General features: G+C 38.5%; 24 protein-coding genes and 2 riboswitches. Of the genes, 22 read left to right on the forward strand and 2 right to left on the reverse strand.

Annotation, left to right across the window (positions count from 1 at the left end; all coding sequences use genetic code 11):
• Positions 1-54: 54 nt before the first annotated feature.
• Positions 55-546 carry an antibiotic biosynthesis monooxygenase family protein gene (locus CWS20_RS11435; protein WP_066195886.1) on the reverse strand — a complete coding sequence of 164 codons (492 nt, stop codon included), beginning with the start codon at positions 544-546 and terminating at the stop codon, positions 55-57.
• A 209-nt stretch (positions 547-755) separates the two neighbouring features.
• Here CWS20_RS11435 and hemE point away from each other — a divergent pair, with 209 nt between their 5' ends.
• From hemE to CWS20_RS11455, 4 genes are all read left to right on the forward strand, one after another.
• Positions 756-1,802, forward strand: coding sequence for a uroporphyrinogen decarboxylase (gene hemE / locus CWS20_RS11440; protein ID WP_066195891.1), 1,047 nt, complete (start codon positions 756-758; stop codon positions 1,800-1,802).
• A 52-nt stretch (positions 1,803-1,854) separates the two neighbouring features.
• Positions 1,855-2,784 (forward strand): ferrochelatase, encoded by a 930-nt coding sequence (gene hemH, locus CWS20_RS11445; RefSeq protein WP_066195894.1) that lies wholly within the window; start codon positions 1,855-1,857, stop codon positions 2,782-2,784.
• Positions 2,785-2,945: 161 nt separating this feature from the next.
• The gene (locus CWS20_RS11450; RefSeq protein ID WP_066201472.1) at positions 2,946-3,521 is read left to right on the forward strand and encodes a TetR/AcrR family transcriptional regulator; all 576 of its coding nucleotides are present in this window, start codon (positions 2,946-2,948) and stop codon (positions 3,519-3,521) included.
• A gap of 72 nt (positions 3,522-3,593) precedes the next feature.
• Positions 3,594-5,750, forward strand: a complete 2,157-nt coding sequence (locus CWS20_RS11455; RefSeq protein ID WP_101226308.1) for a YhgE/Pip domain-containing protein — start codon at positions 3,594-3,596, stop codon at positions 5,748-5,750.
• 82 nt (positions 5,751-5,832) lie between these two features.
• On the opposite strand, the gene yhfH is transcribed toward CWS20_RS11455, so the two are convergent.
• The gene (yhfH, locus tag CWS20_RS11460; RefSeq protein WP_066195903.1) at positions 5,833-5,967 is read right to left on the reverse strand and encodes a protein YhfH; all 135 of its coding nucleotides are present in this window, start codon (positions 5,965-5,967) and stop codon (positions 5,833-5,835) included.
• 157 nt (positions 5,968-6,124) lie between these two features.
• Between yhfH and CWS20_RS11465 the strand changes: the two genes are divergently transcribed.
• From CWS20_RS11465 to CWS20_RS11550, 18 genes are all read left to right on the forward strand, one after another.
• Positions 6,125-6,862 carry an MBL fold metallo-hydrolase gene (locus CWS20_RS11465; protein ID WP_066195906.1) on the forward strand — a complete coding sequence of 246 codons (738 nt, stop codon included), beginning with the start codon at positions 6,125-6,127 and terminating at the stop codon, positions 6,860-6,862.
• A 12-nt stretch (positions 6,863-6,874) separates the two neighbouring features.
• A complete protein-coding gene (gene lplA, locus CWS20_RS11470) occupies positions 6,875-7,864 on the forward strand; it encodes a lipoate--protein ligase (RefSeq protein ID WP_066195909.1) in 990 nt (329 codons plus the stop codon).
• Between the two features lie 392 nt (positions 7,865-8,256).
• A complete protein-coding gene (locus CWS20_RS11475; RefSeq protein WP_066195911.1) occupies positions 8,257-9,813 on the forward strand; it encodes a fatty acid--CoA ligase family protein in 1,557 nt (518 codons plus the stop codon).
• 75 nt (positions 9,814-9,888) lie between these two features.
• Positions 9,889-9,992: riboswitch (SAM riboswitch) on the forward strand.
• A gap of 202 nt (positions 9,993-10,194) precedes the next feature.
• A complete protein-coding gene (locus CWS20_RS11480) occupies positions 10,195-11,589 on the forward strand; it encodes an LLM class flavin-dependent oxidoreductase (RefSeq protein ID WP_066195916.1) in 1,395 nt (464 codons plus the stop codon).
• 19 nt (positions 11,590-11,608) lie between these two features.
• On the forward strand, positions 11,609-12,427 hold the full coding sequence (locus CWS20_RS11485; protein WP_241504172.1) for a MetQ/NlpA family ABC transporter substrate-binding protein: 819 nt from the start codon (positions 11,609-11,611) through the stop codon (positions 12,425-12,427).
• 92 nt (positions 12,428-12,519) lie between these two features.
• Positions 12,520-12,621: riboswitch (SAM riboswitch) on the forward strand.
• Positions 12,622-13,112: 491 nt separating this feature from the next.
• Positions 13,113-13,898 carry an alpha/beta hydrolase gene (locus CWS20_RS11490; protein WP_066195922.1) on the forward strand — a complete coding sequence of 262 codons (786 nt, stop codon included), beginning with the start codon at positions 13,113-13,115 and terminating at the stop codon, positions 13,896-13,898.
• Entirely contained in the window at positions 13,891-14,055 is a 165-nt protein-coding gene (gene fbpA / locus CWS20_RS11495; protein WP_101226309.1) for a Fur-regulated basic protein FbpA, read from the forward strand. Before CWS20_RS11490 ends, fbpA begins: the two co-directional genes overlap by 8 nt.
• A gap of 12 nt (positions 14,056-14,067) precedes the next feature.
• Positions 14,068-14,235, forward strand: coding sequence for a YezD family protein (locus CWS20_RS11500; RefSeq protein WP_066195926.1), 168 nt, complete (start codon positions 14,068-14,070; stop codon positions 14,233-14,235).
• A gap of 37 nt (positions 14,236-14,272) precedes the next feature.
• The gene (locus CWS20_RS11505) at positions 14,273-14,602 is read left to right on the forward strand and encodes a hypothetical protein (protein WP_066195929.1); all 330 of its coding nucleotides are present in this window, start codon (positions 14,273-14,275) and stop codon (positions 14,600-14,602) included.
• A gap of 12 nt (positions 14,603-14,614) precedes the next feature.
• The gene (locus tag CWS20_RS11510) at positions 14,615-15,991 is read left to right on the forward strand and encodes an LLM class flavin-dependent oxidoreductase (protein WP_066195932.1); all 1,377 of its coding nucleotides are present in this window, start codon (positions 14,615-14,617) and stop codon (positions 15,989-15,991) included.
• A gap of 22 nt (positions 15,992-16,013) precedes the next feature.
• Positions 16,014-16,562, forward strand: a complete 549-nt coding sequence (ssuE, locus tag CWS20_RS11515; RefSeq protein ID WP_066195934.1) for an NADPH-dependent FMN reductase — start codon at positions 16,014-16,016, stop codon at positions 16,560-16,562.
• Between the two features lie 80 nt (positions 16,563-16,642).
• Entirely contained in the window at positions 16,643-17,668 is a 1,026-nt protein-coding gene (locus CWS20_RS11520) for a methionine ABC transporter ATP-binding protein (protein ID WP_066195936.1), read from the forward strand.
• Entirely contained in the window at positions 17,658-18,320 is a 663-nt protein-coding gene (locus CWS20_RS11525; RefSeq protein WP_066195938.1) for a methionine ABC transporter permease, read from the forward strand. Before CWS20_RS11520 ends, CWS20_RS11525 begins: the two co-directional genes overlap by 11 nt.
• Positions 18,321-18,348: 28 nt before the next feature.
• A complete protein-coding gene (locus tag CWS20_RS11530; RefSeq protein WP_066195940.1) occupies positions 18,349-19,224 on the forward strand; it encodes a MetQ/NlpA family ABC transporter substrate-binding protein in 876 nt (291 codons plus the stop codon).
• A gap of 21 nt (positions 19,225-19,245) precedes the next feature.
• Positions 19,246-20,631 (forward strand): LLM class flavin-dependent oxidoreductase, encoded by a 1,386-nt coding sequence (locus CWS20_RS11535; RefSeq protein ID WP_066195943.1) that lies wholly within the window; start codon positions 19,246-19,248, stop codon positions 20,629-20,631.
• 14 nt (positions 20,632-20,645) lie between these two features.
• Entirely contained in the window at positions 20,646-21,635 is a 990-nt protein-coding gene (locus CWS20_RS11540; RefSeq protein WP_066195948.1) for an aldo/keto reductase, read from the forward strand.
• A 4-nt stretch (positions 21,636-21,639) separates the two neighbouring features.
• Positions 21,640-22,818, forward strand: a complete 1,179-nt coding sequence (locus CWS20_RS11545; protein ID WP_066195950.1) for an acyl-CoA dehydrogenase family protein — start codon at positions 21,640-21,642, stop codon at positions 22,816-22,818.
• Between the two features lie 175 nt (positions 22,819-22,993).
• Entirely contained in the window at positions 22,994-23,797 is an 804-nt protein-coding gene (locus tag CWS20_RS11550) for an alpha/beta fold hydrolase (RefSeq protein WP_066195952.1), read from the forward strand.
• Positions 23,798-23,887: the final 90 nt, after the last annotated feature.

Raw genomic sequence — 23,887 nt, forward strand, 5'->3', positions numbered from 1 at the left:
CTAACAATTGGGGTGCAGTTCAATCAATAGGGGGTGCGGCTTATATAGAAATTGTTATTCTTCATCGTTTTGAATATAATAATGTGCTGAATACGCAGGATCAGCCAAAATTTGCTGATTGTTATTAGTTTGCTTCAGGTTCTCAAAGCTATCTGTTGCTTCCCAGTCTTTATAGTATGCTTCATTTTTCCAAACTGTGAGGACAACAAAAGTATTTGATTTGAAAGGTTCGAGAACACGAACCGCTTGTAAGCCTGCTGCTTTGTCCAATTTCTCCGAGAGATTTTTATACGTATAGATAAAAATAGGTTTTCCTTCATCCGTAACGGGAATATAATTTAGGCTTGCGAAACTTCCATCTGATAATTGTCCGTATTGATCAATGATTTTGTATGAACGCGGCTGTTGAAATTTGCTTTTTTTTGCCGTTTCATGAACAAGTAGGGAATGCTGGCTATTTTGCATGAATGTCATCTCTTCTTTATTATGTTTCTTTTTAATCATGCTTAAAAAGCTGTTTGTCCCGCTTGTGATATAAAAGTTCATAATATTTCACTCCTTATTATTATCATTCCTTAAACTTTTTACATAAAAACGTCAAATTATCGACATTTTGGGATGAAAACTGTACAACTATCAATAAAAAAAGTTATATTAATCATGAATGTATACATAAAGTTGCTACAAAGATTCTATTTTTTATATAGTTATATTACAATGGTATGCAGACATGTGTTGAAAGGTGGATATTACCAATGACAATGAAAATAAATGATACATTCCTTAAAGCAGCCTGGGGAGAGAGAACGGATTATGTACCAGTGTGGTATATGAGGCAAGCCGGTCGTTCTCAGCCAGAATATAGAGCCATTAAAGAAAAATATTCATTATTTGAAATTACTCATCAGCCGGAGCTTTGCGCATATGTGACAAGACTTCCTGTTGAACAGTATAACAATGACGCCGCCGTACTGTACAAGGATATAATGACGCCTCTGCCAGCTATCGGTATGGATGTAGAAATAAAATCAGGAATTGGACCTGTAATTGATAATCCAATCCAATCATATGCAGATGTTGAAAAACTGGGTGAGATTAATCCAGAAGAGGATGTTCCATATGTTCTTGATACAATCAAATTGTTGACTCAAGAGCAATTAACTGTTCCGCTAATCGGCTTCACAGGAGCACCGTTTACTTTAGCAAGCTATATGATTGAGGGCGGACCTTCTAAAAACTATCATAAAACAAAAGCATTTATGTATTCAGAGCCAAAAGCATGGTTTGTCTTAATGGACAAGCTTGGTGATATGGCTATTAGCTATGTAAAAGCGCAAATAAAAGCGGGTGCATCCGTTATCCAAATATTTGATTCTTGGGTTGGCGCTTTGAATGTTGAAGATTACCGATATTACATAAAGCCAGTAATGGAAAGGATTTTTTCTTCATTAAGAGAAGAAAATGTTCCGCTTATTATGTTTGGTGTTGGTGCAAGCCATCTTGCCAAGGAATGGCATGATTTACCTTTAGATGTAGTAGGCTTAGATTGGAGATTGCCTATCCAAGAAGCAAGGGCAATGGGGATTAGTAAAACTGTACAGGGCAACCTTGAACCAGCTTTGCTACTTGCGCCTTGGGAAGTTATTGAAGAAAAGACTAAAGAAATACTAGACCAGGGGATGAAACAGCCAGGATACATTTTCAATCTTGGACATGGCGTATTTCCTGAAGTGAAGCCAGAGACACTTAAAAAGCTAACCGCATTTGTACATGAGTATTCTGCAGAAAAGTTGGCAAAATAATAAAAGGTATTTATTGGATCTATATAAGAACTAACTTTAAGAGGTGGACAATTTGAGCAAGAGAAAAATGGGACTTTTAGTTATGGCATACGGTACACCTTATAAGGAAGAGGATATCGAACGCTATTATACACATATTAGACATGGAAGAAGACCGACTGATGAAATGCTTGAAGATTTAAAAGGGCGTTATGAAGCAATCGGCGGTATTTCACCATTAGCAAAAATAACTGAAAATCAAGCATATTCTTTACAAAATCATTTAAATAGCATTCAGGATCAATATGAGTTTAAAGCGTATATTGGCTTAAAGCATATTGAACCATTTGTTGAGGATGCTGTTCAGCAAATGTATGAAGATGGTATTGAGGAAGCAGTAAGTATTGTGCTTGCACCCCACTTCTCCACATTCAGTATTCAATCGTACAACGGACGTGCGAGGGAAGCGGCTGAGAAAATTGGCGGACCGCAAATCACTTCGATTGAAAGCTGGTACAAAGAACCAAAATTCATTCAATTTTGGGCAGATGGCGTAAAAGGCGAAGTGTCAAAAATGACTGCAGCGGAAAAAGATAACTTTATTTTAGTAGTATCTGCGCATAGTCTTCCTGAAAAAATTAAAGAGCTTGGAGATCCATATCCTGATCAGCTGAAAGAAACAGCAGATTTAATTGCTGAGCAGGCTGGTGTAAGTCATTATGCTGTCGGCTGGCAAAGTGCAGGGAATACACCTGATCCTTGGCTTGGACCAGATGTTCAAGATTTAACGAAGGAACTTTATGAAAAAGAGGGATATAAAGCATTTATTTATACCCCAGTTGGATTTGTCGCAGATCATTTAGAAGTACTTTATGATAATGATTATGAATGCAAAGTGGTGACAGATGAAGTTGGTGCAGCGTACTATCGCCCTGAGATGCCTAATGCAAAGCCGGAATTTATTGATGCAATGGCAACAGTTGTTTTAGACCACATTAAATAAGAAACAATGATGACCGTTTTAGGCTTGCTTATAGTAAGTATAAAGCGGTCAATTTTTACATAAAAATTTTGTTGCTATTATTAATTTTTTGTGGTAAATTAACGACTGAACATAATGACTGAAATGTTCATCTGGTCAAAAAGGGGAGCTGGGTGAAAAAGATGGCAATTGACAGAAAACAATTAATTGTAAAGGCAGCTACGAAATCCTTTTCGCTTTTTGGTTACAAAGCGACGACTATGGATCAAGTGGCTAAGATTGCTAATGTCGGCAAAGGGACAATATATACTTTTTTCAAAAATAAAGAGGAGCTGTTTGATGAGATTATCTCTTCTTTAATAAAGGAAATGAAGAGTGAAGCAGAGCAAGCGATTGATTCAGAACGATCATTTCAGGAAAACCTCCATCGAGCCCTTTACAGAATATTGGAATATCGTATGGAGCACCAATTGACGATAAAACTGTTTCAAGAAGAGCGAGAAATGGGGACGCCGGCTGTCCTTGAAGTAATGGCAAGACTGGAAAAGGAAATCATTCAGTATATTGCTGGCAAGGTGCAAACCCTCGGAATAGACAAAGGGGAAATTAAACAATGCGATCCGCAGCTTACCGCATTTATTATGTTAAAACTGTATATTTCACTCATATTTGACTGGGAAAAAGAACATCCACCGTTAGAAAAACAAGAGATAGCTGAATTGCTAGAGCAATATGTTTTTAAAGGATTATCAATATAGATAATCCTCATTTTAGGCATAAAATGACCAAATGAACAAAATGGTCATATATTCTATAAAGGAGTTTTATTTATGAAATTATTAAAAGAGGAAGCCAAGTCGATTTTAAATAATAGAAAATTATTGATACCGATAATTGCCATCTTATTTATTCCCATCCTATATACGGGCATGTTTTTATGGGCTTTTTGGGACCCTTATGATCGCTTGCAAGATTTGCCGGTTGCTATTGTGAATGAAGATGAAGGAGCAGAATTTGAAGGGAAAGAATTAAAGCTAGGTAATGAGTTAGTTAAAAACTTGAAAGATAGTAAGGAGTTTGACTTTAAATTCGTCGATAAAAAGGATGGATATCGCAACTTAGAGAAGGAAGAATATTATATGCTCGTGGAAATTCCTAACGACTTTTCACAGAGAGCAACCACCTTATTAGAGGATCACCCTCAAAAGCTATCATTAATATATGTGCCTAATGAAGGCTATAATTTTCTATCGGCACAAATTGGCGGAACAGCCATTGATCAAATTAAATTCACCCTTTCTGAAAAAATTACAGAAACATATGCAGAAACGATGTTCGATAAGATTACAGAAATGGCTGATGGGCTGAGTGAAGCAGAGGATGGAGCCAGCGCCCTAAATAAAGGGATTGATGAGGTAAATGAAGGTTCAAAGACTTTACACGATAGTTTAAGCACCTTAGCAGCAAAATCAATTCAATTTAGCAGCGGTGTGTATGATGCAAAGCAAGGCTCAATTGAGCTGGCATCAGGTGCAAATGCATTGGAAGAAGGGTTTGGACAATTACAATCAGGACACCAACGTTTATCTGAAGCTGCAAATGAATTAGAATCTGGTTCCGGTGAATTGTCGAGTGGAATTTCTCAGACGAGAGCAGGAATACAGGAGATTAATGAAAAATTTCCAACTATGATAAACGGGACAGAGGATATCAAGGATGGCAGTCAATCACTGTCTGCGGGACTTCAATCATGGCAGAATGAAATGAATCAGTACAATGCAGGAGTTGTTATGCTTCAGCAAAATATGGAGGAAATATTAACGCTATTGCCTGAGGAGAGTCAAGAAAAAGCTGCAATCCAAACAGCGTTAAACTCATTAACCGATGGAAGTAGGCAATTGGCTGATAGCGCGGGCCAGCTTGCGAACGGCGGAAATACGATTTCAAACAAACTTGGAGAGTTAAGTGCTGGTCAGACACAAATTCAAGCAGGAATACAGCAGCTGGAAGATGCTGCAAAATCACTTGAAGCAGGGTCAGGCAAATTAGCACAAGGTCAAAATGATTTCCATACAGGGATGAATGAATTTGGCACTCAATTTGAAACAGCTATTACAGGGGCAACAAGGTTGGCTAAAGGTGCAGATACGCTATCATCGGGATTAAATGAGCTTGAACAAGGATCATTGGCCATGCAGGACGGCACAAATAAACTTACTGATGGAGCTGGTAAACTCACACAAGGGAATAATGAATTATTGGACGGGTCCAACGAGCTAGCATCCAAACTTGGTGAAGGTGCTGACAAAGCTGGATCAGTTACAGCTAATGATGAAACATATGAAATGATGGCCGGACCGGTGGAAGTGACAAATAATAAAATAAACACAGTACCTAACTATGGAACAGGCTTTGCTCCATATTTCATATCACTTGGGCTGTTTGTAGGTGCATTATTATTATCGATTGTATTTCCACTGCGTCAACCAGCGATACCTCCAAGAAATGCGGCCAGCTGGTTTGGGAGCAAACTGGCAGTCATTAGTGGCGTTGGTATTATTCAGGCGCTTATTGCTGTATTTTTGCTCATCGCTTTTTTAGATATAAAAGTACAGAGTCTTCCGTTATTTATTTTGTTTGCTATTATTACAAGCTTAACTTTCATCACTTTGATTCAGTTTTTTGTGACTGCGTTTGGAGACCCTGGACGTTTTATAGCAATCGTTATTTTAATTCTGCAATTAACCACTAGTGCCGGAACATTCCCATTAGAGCTAATCCCAGAACCGCTTCAAGCTTTTAATGCCTTTTTGCCGATGACGTATTCGGTATCAGGATTTAAAGCAGTAATCACTAGCGGTGATTTTAGTTATATGTGGCACAATGCAGGAATATTATCAGGGTTTATCTTGCTCTTTTTAATATGCTCTTTTACCTATTTTCATATAGCTTTTAAAAAGAAATACAATGCAATCATTGAACAGTAAAAGAAGAAAGCCAGCCGAATTTCCGGCTGGCTTAAATTTATTTAAAGGGGATGGGAAAACAATGATTATATAAGTCTATTAATTATAAGTCCGAAATTCCAAGGCAATGATCACATTTGTTTCCATAGCATTCATGCTGCTCTTCCATTGACTTCCCGCATTCTGAACACTGTTTTGCAGGGAGATTTCTAAAGAATTCCATAATGCTTTGAATCATGTTGAAGCCTCCTAATTGTCAAATTTATTTGTTAATTATATTGTATTATAACAGTTTTTATTTGTCAACGCCTGTTTCAATACAATGCGGCAAAAATGATAAATTGGGCATAATCTTGTATATTAGTGATAAAGGGCAGTTTTTAGGAGGATAAAGCATGAAACTAACTGTAATCGGAAGTTGCGGCGGATACCCAAGTGCCGGAGAAGCAAGTGCCGGCTATTTATTAGAGCATGATGGTTTTGCTTTATTAATTGATTGTGGAAGTGCGGTGCTTTCAAAAATGCAAAGCTTTTTCCAGCCAGAGGATCTTGATGCAGTCATATTGTCGCACTATCATCCTGATCACATTGCTGATATTGGCGTATTACAGCATGCTCGATTAATTCAGGGCTTCTTAGGAAAAAAACGAGACACTTTACCTATTTATGGGCATGCTTTAGATGAACAGGAATTTGGCAAGCTGACATATAAAGATATTACGAAAGGAATTAGTTACAAGCCTGAACAACCACTTCAGGTCGGCCCGTTTTCCATCACATTTTTGAGAACAGAACATCCTGTACCTTGTTATGCAATGAGAATATCAGCAGGACATGCTGTCATGGTTTATACCGGTGATACATCATATAAAGCCGAATTTATTCCGTTCAGTAAAGATGCTGATTTATTAGTAGCTGAATGCAATTTTTACAGTCATCAGGATGGAAGTGGTGCCGGCCATATGAATAGTCATGATGCCGGTAAATTAGCCCAATTATCAGGAGTGAAGCATCTTTTATTAACTCATTTGCCCCATTATGGTAATATTGAAGAGTTGAAGGTAGAAGCTTCGACTTATTATAAAGGACCTATTTCTCTTGCAGAATATAATTGGGTTTTTGAACATAAATAAGGAGTGTTGACGATGTTATTTATCGATAACCAGGGAATTACTGATCCAAGAATAAATTTAGCTATAGAAGAATATGCGTTAAAGCATCTGGATATAAATGAATCGTATTTGCTGTTTTACATAAATGAACCATCTATTATCATTGGGAAAAATCAAAATACGATTGAAGAAATTAATACAGAATATGTAGAAGCAAATAGCCTCCATGTTGTCCGCCGTTTATCTGGCGGAGGTGCCGTTTATCATGACTTAGGAAACTTAAATTTCAGCTTTATAACTAAAGATGATGGTGAGAGCTTTCATAATTTCTTGAAATTTACTGAACCTGTTATTAAAGCTTTGAAAAAAATGGGTGTAAATGCTGAGCTGAGCGGGCGCAATGATTTAACTGTCGACGGCAGAAAAATTTCTGGAAATGCTCAATTTTCTACACGCGGTAGAATGTTTAGCCATGGTACATTAATGCTTGATTCTGAAATTGAAAACGTTGTCTCTGCACTTAAAGTAAAAAAAGATAAAATAGAATCAAAAGGAATTAAATCCATTCGCAGCAGAGTAGCAAACATTTCTGAATTTCTTAATGAGAAAATTACGATAGAACAGTTTCGTGAAATCTTGCTTAAAAATATCTTCGAAGACTCAAAAGATATTCCAGAATATAAATTGACTGAAGAAGATTGGAAGGAAATAGATAAAATTTCAAAGGAAAGATATCAAAATTGGGATTGGAACTATGGAAAGTCACCTAAATTTGATTACGAACATTCACACCGTTTCCCAGTCGGCTCCATTGATATCCGTATAAATGTCAACAAAGGAGAAATTAAAGAATGTAAGATCTATGGAGATTTCTTTGGTGTAGGCGATGTAAGCGAAATCGAAGAAAAGCTTGCCGGTGTGCGCTATGAGAAAAGTGAAATAGAAAAAGCGTTAGCAGATGTAGAAATCAAACACTACTTCGGAAATGTAACAAAGGATGAGTTCATTAATTTAGTTTATTAAAATGCGGAGTGCTCGCTTATGTGGCGAGCGCTTTTTTTGTACGGCTATTTTGTAATTTGGGAGCATGAGAAAATTAAGACTGTCATAAATGCCAACTCCAGCGCATTCTTAGCAACATTAAACAGACTTCGGTATTTTGATAAGAATCGTGTGTATTATTAATCAATCAACTTTAAACAGATTTCGATATTTTTGATTAGAGTCTGGAGTATTCTTATCAACTAAAATGGATTTTGATATTCTAGATCGGAATCAGTTGCTTAACAACCTCACTCGCATTTCGACAAAATGTGCACCTCCTACTTGAATACTAAAATTTCTTTTAATATAATAAATTTAGAAAATTATTATTTTCAAATGAATGACTATTCATTCAGAAATGGGGGAGAAACTTGAATTTAACAAGTCAGCTTCACAAAACAGCACAAGAAAAAGGGGAAAAAACTGCGTATTATTTTATGGATCAATCCAGTACATACGCAGAATTGGATGCGGCTGTAACAAAGTTTGCATCAGGACTGTCATCAATTGGCATTAAAGCAGGGGATAATGTTGCATTGCTGCTTGGCAATTCTCCACAGTTTGTCATCGGATTATATGGAGCATTGCGCCTCGGAGCAAAAGTGATCCCTATCAATCCCATTTACACGCCGGATGAGATTGGCTACATCATTAAAAATGGTGATGTTAAGGCCATTGTTTTGCTTGATTTATTAGTGCCATTAGCTGAAAAAATGCACGGAGCACTGCCAGAGGTTGAGCATTACATTGTATGTGAAACGCCACAGGGAAAAGCTTCAGGACAAGATCTGACTAAACTATCTGTATATTCAAAAATGAAATCGTTTACAGAGGTGGTTTCCGAAGGTGATTTAGGCTTTGTAGGTCCAGAGCTGCTAGATGATGAGACTGCGATTATTTTGTATACTTCCGGGACAACTGGTAAGCCTAAAGGCGCAATGCTAACCCACAGGAACCTATATAGCAATGCAAAGGATGTAAGTGATTATCTCCATATTAATGAAGAAGATCGCGTTATTACAACTTTGCCGATGTTTCATGTCTTCTGTTTAACTGTTGCACTCAATGCGCCTTTAATGAATGGCGGGACAATCCTAATCGACCCTAAGTTCAGTCCTAAAGAGATTTTTCGCCTAGCTGAAAAGTATCAGCCGACTGTATTTGCCGGTGTGCCAACAATGTATAACTTCTTGTATCAATATCCTGAAGGAGATGCACATGCTTTTAAATCATTCCGGTTATGTATTTCCGGCGGAGCTTCCTTGCCGGTTGCGCTGCTTGAAAATTTCGAAAAGAAATTTAATGTGCTGATCTCAGAAGGATATGGTTTGTCTGAAGCCTCTCCAGTTACATGCTTCAATCCGCTTGATCGCCCAAGAAAAGCAGGATCTATCGGCCGCTCAATCATCAATGTGGAAAATAAAGTTGTCAATGAACTTGGTGAGGATGTTCCAGTTGGTGAGGTTGGAGAATTGGTTGTCAAAGGTCCAAATGTTATGAAGGGCTATTATAAAATGCCAGAAGAAACCGCAGCAACAATTAAAGATGGGTGGCTTTACACTGGAGATTTAGCCCGTATGGATGAAGAAGGCTATTTATACATTGTGGACCGGAAGAAGGATATGATTATTGTCGGGGGATATAACGTCTATCCTCGTGAAGTTGAAGAAGTTTTCTACAATCATCCTGAAGTTGTAGAAGCGGCCGTTCTCGGAGTACCAGATCCGAATACTGGGGAAGCAGTTAAGTGCTATGTCGTTTCTAAAAACCAAGACCTAACAGCGAATGATTTGATTGAATATAGCAAAGAACGTTTAGCAAAATACAAAGTGCCGTCGTCTATCGAATTTTTGGAAGAACTTCCGAAAAATACGACAGGGAAGATTTTAAGAAGGGCATTAAAAACACAAGTAACTGAAGTTAATTAAATGAATTTTGTGAAAATGATTGACAAATGAATTAGATTGTTTTAGAGTATCATTATCCTAAATTGAATATTTTTTATCTTATCAAGAGAGGTGGAGGGACTGGCCCTTTGAAGCCTCGGCAACAGACTTAACTGAACTGTGCCAATTCCAGCGAGCTCCATGAGCTTGACAGATAGGTAAGGGAATTAAGCTGAATTCTTAACCTCTTCCTATTACAGGAGAGGTTTTTTTACGCTAAAAGCAGAGAATTAAATATTTGCTGATTGGACCACCAAAAGCATTTAAAAGTAATCATAACTGATTGCTCTGCTTTTGGTGGTTTTATTTTGCTCTTAATGCCAATAAGGAATGTTCCTAAAAATAATTAAGTGGGGGAAGAAAATGACAAAACAAATCATTTTGAATGCATTTGAAATGACAAGTGCGATGCACAATTCACATGGGCTATGGAAACATGCGGATACCAAAAGGCATAGGCAATATAAAGACCTCGAATATTGGATTGAACTGGCTAAGCTATTAGAAAAGGGGAAGTTTGACGCTGTTTTCTTTGCCGATGTTTTAGGCGTTTATGATACGTATAAAAAAAGCAAGGAGCCTTCTATTCGCGATGGCCTGCAATTTCCAGTTAATGATGGTGCGTTCGTTATTCCCGCAATGGCAAGCGTTACAAAGCATTTATCATTTGCATTAACGGTGAGTACAACATATGAACCGCCGTTTGGCAATGCGCGCCGGTTTTCCACATTAGATCATTTAACGAAGGGACGTATAGCTTGGAATGTGGTTACTTCATATTTGCCAAATGCAGCTAGGAATTTTGGATTGAAGGATATGATAAAGCATGATAAGCGTTATGATATTGCTGATGAATATTTAGCGGTTTCCTACAAGCTTTGGGAAGCGAGCTGGGAAGACGGTGCTGTAGTAGAGGATAGAGGAAAAGGTGTTTTAATAGATTCCTCCAAGGTTCATGAAATTAACCATTCCGGTGAGTATTTTGATGTGGAAGGACCGCATTTAAGTGAGCCTTCATTACAGCGGACACCAGTTATTTATCAAGCTGGAACATCACCGCGAGGAAGAGCGTTTGCAGCTAAACATGCTGAATGCGTGTTTGTCGGCGGACCAACGCCGGAAAGAGTAAGGCATTATACAGAGGATATAAGAAAGCAGGCCACTTCATATGGCAGAAATCCAGACCATATCAAAATCTTCACTTTTTTAACGGTCATAGTTGGAAAAACAAAAGAAGAAGCAGAGGAGAAATTTGCTGAATTGAATCGTTTATGGAGTGCTGATGCAGCCAAAGCGCAATTTGGGGGAGCGAGCGGCTATAATCTGGATGAATATACAGAAGAAGAATTAAATAACCCATTTGAATTTAAAAAAACAGAGCATGGCCATTATAAAGCAGCAGCTTTAACAAAAGACGCATCAAAAAAATTGTCAGTTAAAGAAGCGCTCGACCGTTTGGAAGGCTTAGACCGAGAGAATATCATTGTTGGAAACCCTAAGGAGGTAGCAGATCGCATACAATATCAATTTGAAGTGTCAGGAGTAGATGGATTTAACTTAAACCACCTTGTCACGCCTGCCAGTTTAGTAGACTTCATTGAATTGGTTGTTCCGATTCTTCAAGATAGAGGTCTATATAAAACAGGATATAAAGAGGGGTCTTTAAGGGAAAAACTATTTGATCATGGAAGCTCGGTTCTGCCAATTGACCATCCAGGAAGTAAATATAGAAAGGGCATACAAACAGTTAATCGCTAAAAAATTTGATGAGGTGCAAATGATGAATAGGAAATGGTTTCTCCTAAGTTTATTATTCATAGCTTTTGGTATCATATTAACAGCTTGCAGTTCAACTGCCAGCGAGGAAAGGAAAGACCTGGTACTGGGAGCGACTGTGCCATATAGTGATATGTTGAAAGATGGTGTGGTCCCACAGTTAGAAAAGAAAGGATATAATGTTGAAGTAAAGGAATTTAATGATTATGTTCAACCTAACATCGCACTTGATAACGGAGACTTGGATGCAAATCTATTTCAGCATAAAGTTTACTTAGAGAACTTCAATAAAGAAAGAAATCTTGAGTTAATTGATATCATTTCAGTTCCTACCGCTCCTATCGGCATTTATTCGGAAAAATATGGTTCGTTAGAAGAGATTGAAGAAGGTAGTACGGTGGCGATTGCAAATGACCCAACAAATTTAGCAAGGGGTCTTACGGTTATAAGAGATGCCGGATTAATAGAATTAAAGGAAGAGATTAATCCAGTGAATGCAACGGTAAACGATGTAAAAGAAAATCCAAAGCAATTAACATTTAATGAGGTGGATGCTGCCCAATTACCTAGATCCTTGGAGTCTGTAGATTTTGCAGCGATCAATGGTAATTTTGCCGTGGCAGCAGGCCTTGATTTAACAGCCGCTATTTATCGTGATGTGATTCCAGATGAAATTCAAAATCGCATTGTAGTGAGAGCTGATGATAAAGATAACCAGGTTAGTAAAGATATTATTGAAGCAGTAGAGTCAGAGGAATTTGCAAAAGTAATCGCAGAAAAATTCGCCGGATTCCATAAGCCTAAATGGATGGAAGAGTAAAAATTAGATAAAAGTCCTAATTTTCAAAAATGTGTTGACAATCAATTACAATTGTTTTAATGTAAATATATCAAATAAATATAAGTTTTACTTTCTTATCAAGAGAGGTGGAGGGACTGGCCCTTTGAAGCCTCGGCAACAGACTTAACTGAACTGTGCCAATTCCAGCAAGCGTAATGCTTGAAAGATAAGAAGAGATAAAGATCGGTCCTTTAACCTCTTCTTGTTCAGAAGAGGTTTTATTTTTTGACCAAAAGGAAAATTAACTTTGAAACATAGGGGAAATCTTCTGAGAAAACAAGATATTCACCAAGTTTATATTTGTATGGAAATGTGAAAAGCAGGTTATCATTTCACATGTGGGGCTAATATTTTAATTAAGTTGATTAAACTTATGTGTTAACTAGGAATTAGGTAATCTTGCTGATTGGACCTCCAAAGGCATTTATAAACAACATGATTCAACATTGATATGGATAAAGATCGGCAATGGCTGAACCATTGTCAAATAACGGCAGGGGCAAAGCAAGCCACCTCCGCATTTCAATTGTCTAGCTGCGGTGGCTAGCCCCTCGAGGTCATAAGCCAAATCAACAAAAAGGTGAAAAGCAACCTTTCCGTTGATTCGTCTTATGCTTGACGGGGCAAAGCAAGCCATCTCCGCATTTCAAAGGAGGATGAATGAATGAGTCGTACACAAGGAGTTATTAGTGGGGCAGAATCATTTTTCTACAATGGCAGTGATACTGGAATTCTTATTGTTCACGGATTTATTGGCACTCCACAAAGTGTGAAGTTTATAGGCCAGAGTTTTGCCAAACTAGGATATACAGTGTATGCACCGAGGCTTGCAGGGCATGGAACGAATATCTATGACTTGGAGAAATGCACGTATGAGGACTGGCTAAACTCAGTTGTAGAAGCGTATAAAAGGTTAAAAAAGCAGTGCGGGAAAGTTTATTGTATAGGTCAGTCAATGGGTGGCACTCTAACATTGCTTTTAGCAGAGAGATTTAAGGAGCTGGCAGGTATTATTCTTATAAATACTGCATTGTCTATTCCAGCTTATAATTATTTGAAAAATGGGACTAATTTAAACTATATAGATGAAGGGCTGCCGGATATTAAAGATCCGTCCGTACATGAAATCACTTATAGTCGAGTTCCTATCAATGCAGTCCGTGAAATACAAAAGCTGATGAAGCTTGCTCCAGGCAGCATAAAAAATATTGAATGCCCGGCACTATGCTTTAAGTCTATCGAAGATCATGTTGTTCCACACGAAAATACAGATAGAATATTCCGCGAGTTGCCAACAGGGAACAAATGGCTGAGAGTTCTTAATGAGTCCTATCATGTAGCAACGATGGATTATGAGAAAGACAGAATAATAGAAGATAGTCATGAATTTATTCAATGGCAGCAATCCTATTTGAACGATGATGAAATAGGGGGATGTGAGGTTGGCTAAGATTTTACAAACAGCCGTTAAAAAAAGAAAAGCTTTCCTTATCACTTATTTGCTGGAAGCAAATGCATCGGCATATGATCTGGAGCAATTAACTGGATTGACGCTGTCTCAATTAGAAGAAGAGTATCGTGATATAAAAGAAACTTTTAATGATTAAAAGGAGGCCTTCATGGAAAAGCAAATCGATCAAGAAAAAATTAGTACGATCGTTTCCACATTGAAGCAACTAGAATATGGCTGCGTTACAGTCACAGTACATGATGGTGAAATAACACAAATAGATATTACTGAGAAAAAGCGATTTGCATTAAAAAAGAAAGCAGTAGTGAAGAAATAGACGGACATGATTTGCATGATAGATAGGGGGAGACCTCGTGCCATTCGTTAAGAAAGAGAAGTATAAACAGACGGAGCTAAAGCATTGCAGATTTTTAAATTTGCCGGAATTAGATTTTATCAATTGGTGTAGTGAAAGTTACAAGATTAATAAGGGAGTATTTCATACAGTTGATCAATGGTTTTATAACTATGGAATTGAATCCATCATTACCCGCAGATTATTCCTTATTGCTTTCTTCGATTATGCTGCGGAAAATGTTGAAACAAAGAATAAAAGCAATGTCATAAAGTTTGGACGTGGTGGACTTAATAAAAAATTGCATGACTTTAATCTCTATATTGATTTAGCGACAGTTATACAATAGGAGGTAAATGCTATGACTAGAAAAAGAATATATTTAAACGCCTTTGATATGAACTGTGCAGGCCATCAATCACCTGGATTATGGACCCATAAAGATGATTGTTCACCGAATTATAAGGATGCTGAATATTGGACTGATCTAGCTAAAGTCCTTGAAAAAGGAAGGTTCGATGCGATTTTTTTAGCAGACGTATTAGGCACGTATGATGTTTATCAAGGCTCAAGAGATGCAGCGGTGCGCCAAGGGGTGCAAGTGCCGGTAAATGACCCCGCATTTGTCGTTCCATTAATGGCTCAAGTGACTGAGCATTTAGGATTTGGACTAACAGCATCAACGAGTTACGAGCATCCATATGTTTTTGCAAGAAGGATTTCAACTCTGGATCATTTAACTAAAGGAAGGATTGGATGGAATATTGTCACCTCCTATTTGAATAGTGCAGCGGTTAATATCGGTTTGGAGCAGCAAATTAGCCATGATGAGCGCTATGACATTGCTGATGAATATCTTGAAGTCGTTTATAAGCTTTGGGAAGGAAGCTGGGAGGATGATGCAGTTGTACTAGATAGGGAGAAAAAATTGTATGCGGATCCGGAAAAGGTCCATGATATTGCGCATGAGGGGAAATATTTTAAAGTGCCTGGTGCCCATTTATGCGAACCCTCACCGCAAAGAACGCCGGTGATTTTCCAAGCAGGCGCTTCTGCAAGAGGAAGAAAATTTGCAGCCAAGCATGCTGAGCTTGTCTTTATCAGTGTACCAACAGCTGAGGCTGGAAAAGTAATTGTAAGTAAACTGCGCAATGATATAAAAGAAGAGGGGCGTGATCCGAATGAGGTCAAGGTTCTTTCTTTAGTCACACCGATTATCGGGAAAACACAAGAAGAGGCAGAGCAGAAATATCGTGATTATCAAGAGCATGCTAGTTATGAAGGTGCACTCGCATTATTTGGCGGCTGGAGCGGAATTGAATTTGCAGACTTTGAAGCAGGAGAGCATATTGAGTATGTAAAGAATGATGCGATTCAATCCATTGTTGAAACGTTCACTAACATAGATTCTACTAAAAATTGGACAGTAGATGACATCGCTAAGTATGTAGGTGTAGGCGGGATGGGGCATGTAGCAGTCGGAACACCGGAGAAAATAGCAGATTTGCTGGAGCAGTGGATTGCTGAAACCGGAGTTGACGGATTCAATATTGCCTATGCGGTTACGCCCGGTACATTTGAAGAGTTTGTAGAACATGTTATTCCAATTTTGCAGGAGCGCGGTCTTGTCCGCACAGAGTACGAAAAGGGCACATTTAGAAATAACTTATTTGGCTATGATCAGCTGCCAAATCATCATACGGGAAGACAATATAGAAAAGAACCAATTGTAAAATAAATATATTAAGGAGTAGTTGGAAATGACGAAAGTAGCGATCATATCAGGCGGAACTTCAGCTAATTCTAGATTAAATGGGTTAGAGAATGAGGCGATTTCATTTTTAAATAAATCTGGTGCCACTTTTGAACGAATTATCGTAAGAGATTTGCCCGCTGAGGATTTATTGCATGCAAAATTTGATAGTCCGGCGATTATTGAAGCGAATAAAAAAGTGGCGGAAGCAGATGCTGTGATTGTATTAACTCCTGTTTATAAAGCAGCATATACAGGTGTATTAAAAGCATATTTGGACTTACTGCCGCAAAAGGGGTTTGTCGATAAGGTCATTTTACCGCTTGTAATTGGCGGAACTTTTGGCCATTTATTAATGATTGATTATGCACTTAAACCGGTGTTCTCGGCATTAGGAGCTGAGACAATTCTTCATGGAGTATACGTGCTGGATTCCGAGGTAGAAAGAACAGAAGACAATTCCTATTTCTTGGATCATGAAGTCCAAAAAAGACTGCAAAAAGAATTGGCTAATCTGACCGCTTTTTTAAAGGTTAATCAGCCTTTATTAAAATAAAATTTGATGCCGATTAGACGACTAAAGGCAGCTTTCTTGATAAAGAAAGCTGCCTTTTTATATGTAAAGGGGGCGAAGGGTTGATTACGTTTCAACATGTGAGTAAAACATTTGGGAGCAATGAAAACGAAGTAAAGGCAGTACAAGATGTAACGCTTGAAGTAATGAAGGGAGATATATTTGGGGTTATAGGCTTTAGTGGAGCTGGAAAGAGCACATTATTAAGACTAGTGAATTTGTTGGAAAGACCTACTACAGGAGAGATTCTCGTAAATGAACAATCTATTAATACTTTATCTCAAAAGGAATTAAGAAAACTAAGAAGTAAGATAGGGATGATCTTTCAATCTTTTAATTTATTTAGCTCAAGAACTGTTTATGGCAATATTGCTTACCCATTAAAGCTTGCAGGCTGGCCAAAGGACAAAATAGATTTTAGAGTCAAAGAATTGCTTGCCTTTGTCGGACTTGAAGACAAGGAGAAAAAATTTCCGGAAAAACTATCGGGAGGACAAAAGCAAAGAGTAGGGATTGCGAGAGCATTAGCAACTTCGCCTGATATTTTAATTTGTGATGAAGCAACTTCAGCGCTTGATCCTGAGACAACTGAAGAAATTCTTAATTTGTTAAAGAAAATTAATAACGACTATAAAATTACAATTATGCTTATTACCCATGAAATGCATGTGATCAAAAAAATTTGCAATCGCGTAGCGGTAATGGAAGATGGACGTGTGATCGAAGAAGGACAGGTATTTGATGTATTTACAAATCCGGTGCAGAAAACAACACAGAATTTTATCCGTTCGGTATTAAATGATAAATTGTCCAGCCAGCTTTATGAAAAGCTGAAAAAAGAGCAAAGAGGAAGAATGTTTAGGATTTATTTTAAAGAAGGAGTGAGTAATGAACCGATTTTATCGAGGACATGCAAGAAATATGACATTGACTTTAACATTATTTATGGCAACATAAATGAGCTTCAGGAAAGATTGTTTGGGAGTCTGATTGTTGAATTTATAGGAGCGCCAGCGGAAGTGGAAAATGTGATTGCTGATCTAGAAAAAATAGTGGTTTTAAAGGAGCTGGTGAATAATGAAGGTTGAATGGAGCACCTTTTGGCCGCGTATTATCCAGGCTACTGGAGAGACAGTTACAATGGTGCTATTTACACTTATATTTGCGACTGTCATTGGGCTTGCAATTGGACTGCTGCTTTTTGTCACAAGAAAGGGAAATATTTTGGAAAACAGGTTTGTTTTTCTCACCCTTAATCTCTTAATTAATATTATTAGACCAATTCCATTTATCATTTTTCTTGTGGCGCTCAGTCCTTTTACACGTTTGATTATGGGAACGACGATCGGCACAGCGGCTGCTGTCCTTCCGATGACAATCGCTGCGTCATTTGCAGTTGCAAGAGTTGTAGAAAATAATCTCGTTTCAATAGATCCGGGAATTATCGAAGCTGCCCAAGCAATGGGAGCGAGTCCGGTTCAAATTATATTTACTGTTTTGATTCCGGAAGCTTTAGGGCCTTTAATCCTTGGAATTACTTTTATAACAGTTGGTTTAATAGATTTCTCTGCAATGGCCGGTACCGTTGGAGGTGGTGGTCTTGGAGATTTGGCAATGACTTACGGCTACCAGCGGTTTGATACCTCCGTCATGCTCGTCACTGTAGTGATCTTAATTTTATTAGTGCAAGTTGCTCAATTTATCGGAAACTTTTTATCAAGGCTATTTTTGCGGCGATAAATAAATAATTGAAAAAGGGGAGATTGAAATGAGAAAGAAAGTTCAGTTGTTTTTTTTATTTGCATTATTTTGCTTCATTCTGGTCGGCTGTTCGGGGAAATCAGCCTCAGGGAGCAATCATGTGAAAATAGGTGTAACAGGATCTGATGGGCAGTATTGGAACATTATTAAGGAAAGGGCGAAGGAAGAAGGAATTGAAATTGAATTAGTTGAGTTTTCCGATTATACACTGCCGAATAAAGCATTGGCAAACGGTGAATTAGACGTGAATTCTTTCCAGCATCTTGCTTTTTTAAGCCAATTTATTGTCGAAAATGAAGTAGATATAAAGCCTATTGGATCAACCATTGTTGCACCTATGGGACTTTACTCAGAAAAGTTCAAAACAACAGAGGAAATACCTAATGGTTCGACAATCGCAATCCCGAATGATCCAGCTAATACTGGCAGAGGATTAAAGGTGCTGGAAAAGGCGGGCTTACTTAAGCTTAAGGAAGGTGTGGGACTTTATCCTACGCCAGATGATATCGCCGAAAATCCAAAGGAGCTAGAGATTATGACAGTCGTGGCTCAACAGACGCCAAGAGTGCTGCCGGATGTTGCCGCTTCTATCATTAACAGCGGTATTGCCGGCCAAGCTGGATTGTTGCTTGATGACGCCATTTTTCATGACGACCCGCATAGTGAAGATACGCGACCTTATTTAAACGTTTTTGCTGTCCGTTCAGAAGATATCGACAATGAAACTTATAAAAAAATAGCGGAAATCTATCAGGAAGAAAGAGTCATTGAGGCAGTTAAGGAAGATTCAAATGGAGCGAATATTGTTGTCGATATTCCGGCAGAGGAATTGCAGAAAACGCTTGATCAATTAATAGAGGATATAGAAGCAGGCAAACAATAAATATTTTTAGGAAGTGATGAGATGGGGAAGCAAATTCAATTAAATGCTTTTGAAATGGCGGGCCCAATGCATAATGCTCATGGATTATGGAAGCATCCAGATAGTAAAAGGCATCTACAATACAATCAATTAAATTATTGGATTGAAATGGCGAAATTATTGGAAAGAGGTAAATTTGATGCAATATTCTTTGCTGACGTTGCTGGTGTATATGATGTTTATAAAAAGAGCAAAGACCCGGCAGTACGAGAAGGTGTACAATTCCCATTAAATGATCCTGCGTTAATTATATCTGCAATGGCAAGTGCCACTCAGCACTTGTCATTTGCAGTCACCGTAAGTACAACTTACGAGCAGCCTTTCTCTAACGCGCGCCGCTTTTCAACGCTGGACCATTTAACAAACGGCAGAGTTGCTTGGAATATTGTTACATCCTATTTGCCAAACGCAGCTAAGAATTATGGATTGCCGCAAATGATTAAACATGACGAAAGGTATGATCGTGCAGATGAATTTTTGGAGGTGTCCTATAAACTCTGGGAGGGGAGCTGGGAGGATGGGGCTGTCGTTGCAGATGTGCATAATCAAACTTTAATCGATCCTAGTAAAGTCCATAAAATTAACCATATCGGCAAATATTATGAAGTGGCTGGCCCTCATCTGACCGACCCGTCTGTGCAGCGAACACCTGTGATCTATCAGGCAGGCACCTCAGAAAAAGGAAGAGATTTTGCAGCGAAACACGCCGAGTGCGTATTTGTTGGCGGTCCTACAAATGAAAAGATTAGATTCTATATTCGGGATATAAAGCAAAGAGCGGAAAAATACGGAAGAAACCCTGATCATATTAAAGCATATACATTTTTGAATGTGATTGTAGCTGAATCGACCGCGGAAGCAGAGGAGAAATATATGGAATATTGCAAGCTTTGGAGTGCAGATGCTGCAAAAGCGCAATATGGCGGGTCTAGTGGCTATGATCTTGATGAATATACAGATTTGGATAGTTATTTTGAATACAAGCATACGGAACATGGACAAACGCGTGCAGCTTCATTAACAAAAGATGCGCCAAAAAAATTAACTGTCAGGGAAGTATTGAACAGATTTGAAACAATTGATCGAAGTCATGTTATTGTCGGCAATCCTAACGAAGTTGCGGATGCCATTCAATTTTTCTTTGAAGATACAGGGATAGATGGATTTAATTTGGCACATCTTGTTACACCTAAAAGCTTAGAAGAATTTATCAAATATGTTGTTCCAATTTTGCAGCAGAGAGGGATTTATAAAAAGGAATATAATAACGGTACATTGCGTGAGAAACTTTTCGGAATTGGCCATTCACTTTTGCCTGATGATCATCCGGGTGCCGCATTCCGTCTGAATCGTCTACACCAAACTTAAAGGATGGGTTAATAATGGAGTATAGCACCGTAGGTAAAACAGGTATCAAAGTGTCAAATTTATGCTTCGGGACGATGTCGTTTGGCGGTATTGCTGATGAAACCGAATCGTTGAAAATGTATCATCTTTGCAGAGAAAAGGGCATTAACTTTTTCGATACTGCCAATGTGTACAATAGCGGACGTTCAGAGGAGATTTTAGGAAAGTGCATTGCGGAATCAAGGGATGAAGTCATTTTAACATCAAAGGTTGGTTTTCCAATTGGCAAAGGGTTGAATGATAGGGGTGCATCTCGCAGACATATCTTTCAGTCGGTTGAAAAAAGCCTGAAACGGCTCGGAACAGACCGAATCGAGTTTTACTTTATTCATGTTTATGATTATGAAACTGATATGGAGGAGACTTTAAGGGCACTGGATGATTTGCAAACAGATGGGAAAATATTATATCCGGCGGTGAGCAACTGGGCAGCGTGGCAAATGATGAAGGCCCTTGGAATTTCTGAGAGGGAAAGCCTTGCCCGGTTTGAGCTTATTCAACCGATGTATAGTCTTGTCAAAAGACAAGCGGAAGTAGAAATCTTTCCTTTTGCCAGCGAAGAAAACCTTGGTGTAATCACTTACAGCCCTTTAGGAGGAGGATTATTAACCGGAAAATATGCGAATGGAGTAAAGCCAGCTCAAGGAAGGCTAGTTGACCAAAAGAATTATGAGAAACGCTACGGGGACAATCAATATCATTCTATAGCCAATCAGTTTGTTGAATTTAGTCATAAAAATGGTTATCATCCAGCCACATTAGCAGTAAGATGGGCGATGAATCATTCGGATGTAACAGCCCCTATTATAGGTGCGCGAAATTGTGAACAATTAAAATACTCTTTAGATGCAGTTGATTTATGGATGGATTCACGTCTTTACGAAGAAGTGATAGCCATTTCCGAAACACCCCCGCTAGCGACGGATCATAGTAGAGAAGAAGATCAATTTAAAGCGAAGAGGTGATGGAATGATTGGAACGATAACGAAGGATATTCATATTAGGAATGACAGAGAGGGGAATTTAGCTGAAAAAGCGAATGCACTTGCACTAGAGTTTGAGAATTTTGCAAGTACAAATGATCAGGATGCACAATTTCCCTTTGCCTCTTTTGCTAGATTAAGGGAGTCTGGTTTGCTAAATTTAACGATTCCTAAAATATATGGCGGGGAGGAGGCCACGCTATATGAAACGATTATCGTTTTGGAAGCATTAGCAAAGGGAGATGGATCGGTTGCACTCGCTGCAGGCTGGCATTTATGTTTATTTTTAAATGAAAGAAATGCCCTTAAATGGGATGAAAATAGCTTCCAGAAAATTTGCAGAGGACTAATAGAAAATGGGGATGTAATCAATATTTTTGCTACCGAAAAAAAGGGAGGGAATATATTTAGAGGGAGTAAACCTGAGACAATTGCCCGTCGCATAAAGGACGGCTATATTATTTCAGGAGAAAAAGCATTTGCAACTTTATCCCCTATTGCTGATCCATTTATTGTTGTGGCATGGATTGAAGATGAAGGAGTGCTGGGGGAATTTCTAGTTAGAAGAAATGAAAGCATAGAAATTGTTGAAAGCTGGAACACGATCGGTATGCGCTCAACTGGCAGTCATCATCTCATTTTTCATGAGGTGGAAGTGCCTAGGGATGCACTTCTTTCTCGATTCGTGAAAACAGGGGGCACACGAAACCGTTCAACATTACTTTTCATTTCAGCTGTATTTTTAGGAGTTGCACATGCTGCACGTGACCTTATTTTAGATTACACAGTCAATCATTTTTCATCGAGCCTAAACATCCCAATTTGCGAAATTCCTCACATAAACCAAAAGATAGGTGAAATAGAGGCGTTATTAACAACTTCCCGCACAATCGTATATTCATTGGCCGATAAATGGGATGCCTCTGAGAGTGATAAAGAAAGAGATGATTTATTTAGAGACTTTCATGCTGCAAAATATATTGTTTGCCATCAAGCAATCAAAATTGTTGAATTATGTATGAGAATAGCAGGTGGAAGAGGACTTTCTAAAGACTTCAAGCTTGAGAGGCTATTTAGAGATGTACAATGTGCGCTCTCCATGCATCCTGCAGATGATATGATTATCGAAGCTTTAGAAAAAACAGCAGTCAATGCGAAGCATTAATAAATCGCAGATTAACGGGGAGTAAGACTCCAGCCTCAAAGATTCGTGAAATCGAAGAAGCATAGTTGGTGGGGCCTGGGACCAACTGCCCGTAAAAACTCTTGCTTGAGTTTATAGAAAATTTAGTATATTCTCACCCTTATAAGAGATATATTTTAATAAGGAGGGGTTATTGATGGCTAATTTAATTTTGAATGATGGAGCTAGCCTGTACTACGAAGAGGCGGGTGCCGGTGATCCAATAATATTCATCCATGGAGTTTGGATGAGCGGAAAGTTTTTTAAAGAGCAGGTCCCGTTTTTCCAGAAAGGGTATCGAGTTCTTGTCCCTGATTTGCGTGCTCATGGCCAGTCTGAGCATGTTCACTACGGCCATACAATAGCCAATTATGCAAATGATCTGAACCAGTTTATTACGAAGCTCGGTTTGCAGAATGTAACGCTTGTCGGCTGGTCAATGGGGGCATTCGTTGTTTGGGATTACTTAAGGCAATTTGGTGATATTAACATAAAAGCAACAGTCATTGTCGATGAGTTAGCTTCAGATTTTAAATGGCCAGATTTTGAAATCGGCGCATTTGATATGGCAACCTTAACAAGCTTTATGAGAGAAATTCAAAGCAATCAAAGGGGGTTTCTGTCAGGCTTTATTCCATTAATGTTTAAAGGAGATTTAAGTGAGGCAGAATTAGAATGGATGCTGGAAGAGACGACTAAATTACCGGAATCAATCGCTAGCGCGGTTTTATTTGACCAATCTGTTGTTGACTATCGTTCAGACTTGCCTAACTTTAATGTGCCAACGCTGCTCTGCTTTGGAAAGGAAGAAAAGCTAATACCAGTTGCAGCAGGAGAACACCTCCTCGAACAACTGCCTAATGCAAAGCTGCAAATCTTCCAAAACAGCTGCCACTGCCCATTCCTTGAAGAAACAGCCAACTTTAACACATCCGTCGACCACTTCATCAAATCCTTGTAGGTACCTGTCACCTACAAATAAAGACAAAATTAGACAAGATAGATAGGATCACTGACGCAAAACGAAGTGGAGACGCAAAAGTAGTTGCAG

It is taken from the genome of Cytobacillus horneckiae, from assembly GCF_002835735.1.
Taxonomy (GTDB): Bacteria; Bacillota; Bacilli; order Bacillales; family Cytobacillaceae; genus Cytobacillus; species Cytobacillus horneckiae.

Bases quoted from the DNA above. Each gene is read 5' to 3' on its own strand.
- CWS20_RS11545 (WP_066195950.1), top strand. From the start codon at position 21,640: ATGATTGGAACGATAACGAAGGATATTCATATTAGGAATGACAGAGAG.
- hemE (WP_066195891.1), top strand. From the start codon at position 756: ATGACAATGAAAATAAATGATACATTCCTTAAAGCAGCCTGGGGAGAG.
- CWS20_RS11500 (WP_066195926.1), top strand. From the start codon at position 14,068: ATGGAAAAGCAAATCGATCAAGAAAAAATTAGTACGATCGTTTCCACA.
- CWS20_RS11485 (WP_241504172.1), top strand. From the start codon at position 11,609: ATGATGAATAGGAAATGGTTTCTCCTAAGTTTATTATTCATAGCTTTT.
- CWS20_RS11490 (WP_066195922.1), top strand. From the start codon at position 13,113: ATGAGTCGTACACAAGGAGTTATTAGTGGGGCAGAATCATTTTTCTAC.
- CWS20_RS11450 (WP_066201472.1), top strand. From the start codon at position 2,946: ATGGCAATTGACAGAAAACAATTAATTGTAAAGGCAGCTACGAAATCC.
- CWS20_RS11455 (WP_101226308.1), top strand. From the start codon at position 3,594: ATGAAATTATTAAAAGAGGAAGCCAAGTCGATTTTAAATAATAGAAAA.
- CWS20_RS11435 (WP_066195886.1), bottom strand. From the start codon at position 546: ATGAACTTTTATATCACAAGCGGGACAAACAGCTTTTTAAGCATGATT.
- CWS20_RS11525 (WP_066195938.1), top strand. From the start codon at position 17,658: ATGAAGGTTGAATGGAGCACCTTTTGGCCGCGTATTATCCAGGCTACT.
- CWS20_RS11510 (WP_066195932.1), top strand. From the start codon at position 14,615: ATGACTAGAAAAAGAATATATTTAAACGCCTTTGATATGAACTGTGCA.
- CWS20_RS11480 (WP_066195916.1), top strand. From the start codon at position 10,195: ATGACAAAACAAATCATTTTGAATGCATTTGAAATGACAAGTGCGATG.
- yhfH (WP_066195903.1), bottom strand. From the start codon at position 5,967: ATGATTCAAAGCATTATGGAATTCTTTAGAAATCTCCCTGCAAAACAG.
- lplA (WP_066195909.1), top strand. From the start codon at position 6,875: ATGTTATTTATCGATAACCAGGGAATTACTGATCCAAGAATAAATTTA.
- CWS20_RS11540 (WP_066195948.1), top strand. From the start codon at position 20,646: ATGGAGTATAGCACCGTAGGTAAAACAGGTATCAAAGTGTCAAATTTA.
- CWS20_RS11535 (WP_066195943.1), top strand. From the start codon at position 19,246: ATGGGGAAGCAAATTCAATTAAATGCTTTTGAAATGGCGGGCCCAATG.
- ssuE (WP_066195934.1), top strand. From the start codon at position 16,014: ATGACGAAAGTAGCGATCATATCAGGCGGAACTTCAGCTAATTCTAGA.
- CWS20_RS11465 (WP_066195906.1), top strand. From the start codon at position 6,125: ATGAAACTAACTGTAATCGGAAGTTGCGGCGGATACCCAAGTGCCGGA.
- CWS20_RS11550 (WP_066195952.1), top strand. From the start codon at position 22,994: ATGGCTAATTTAATTTTGAATGATGGAGCTAGCCTGTACTACGAAGAG.
- CWS20_RS11530 (WP_066195940.1), top strand. From the start codon at position 18,349: ATGAGAAAGAAAGTTCAGTTGTTTTTTTTATTTGCATTATTTTGCTTC.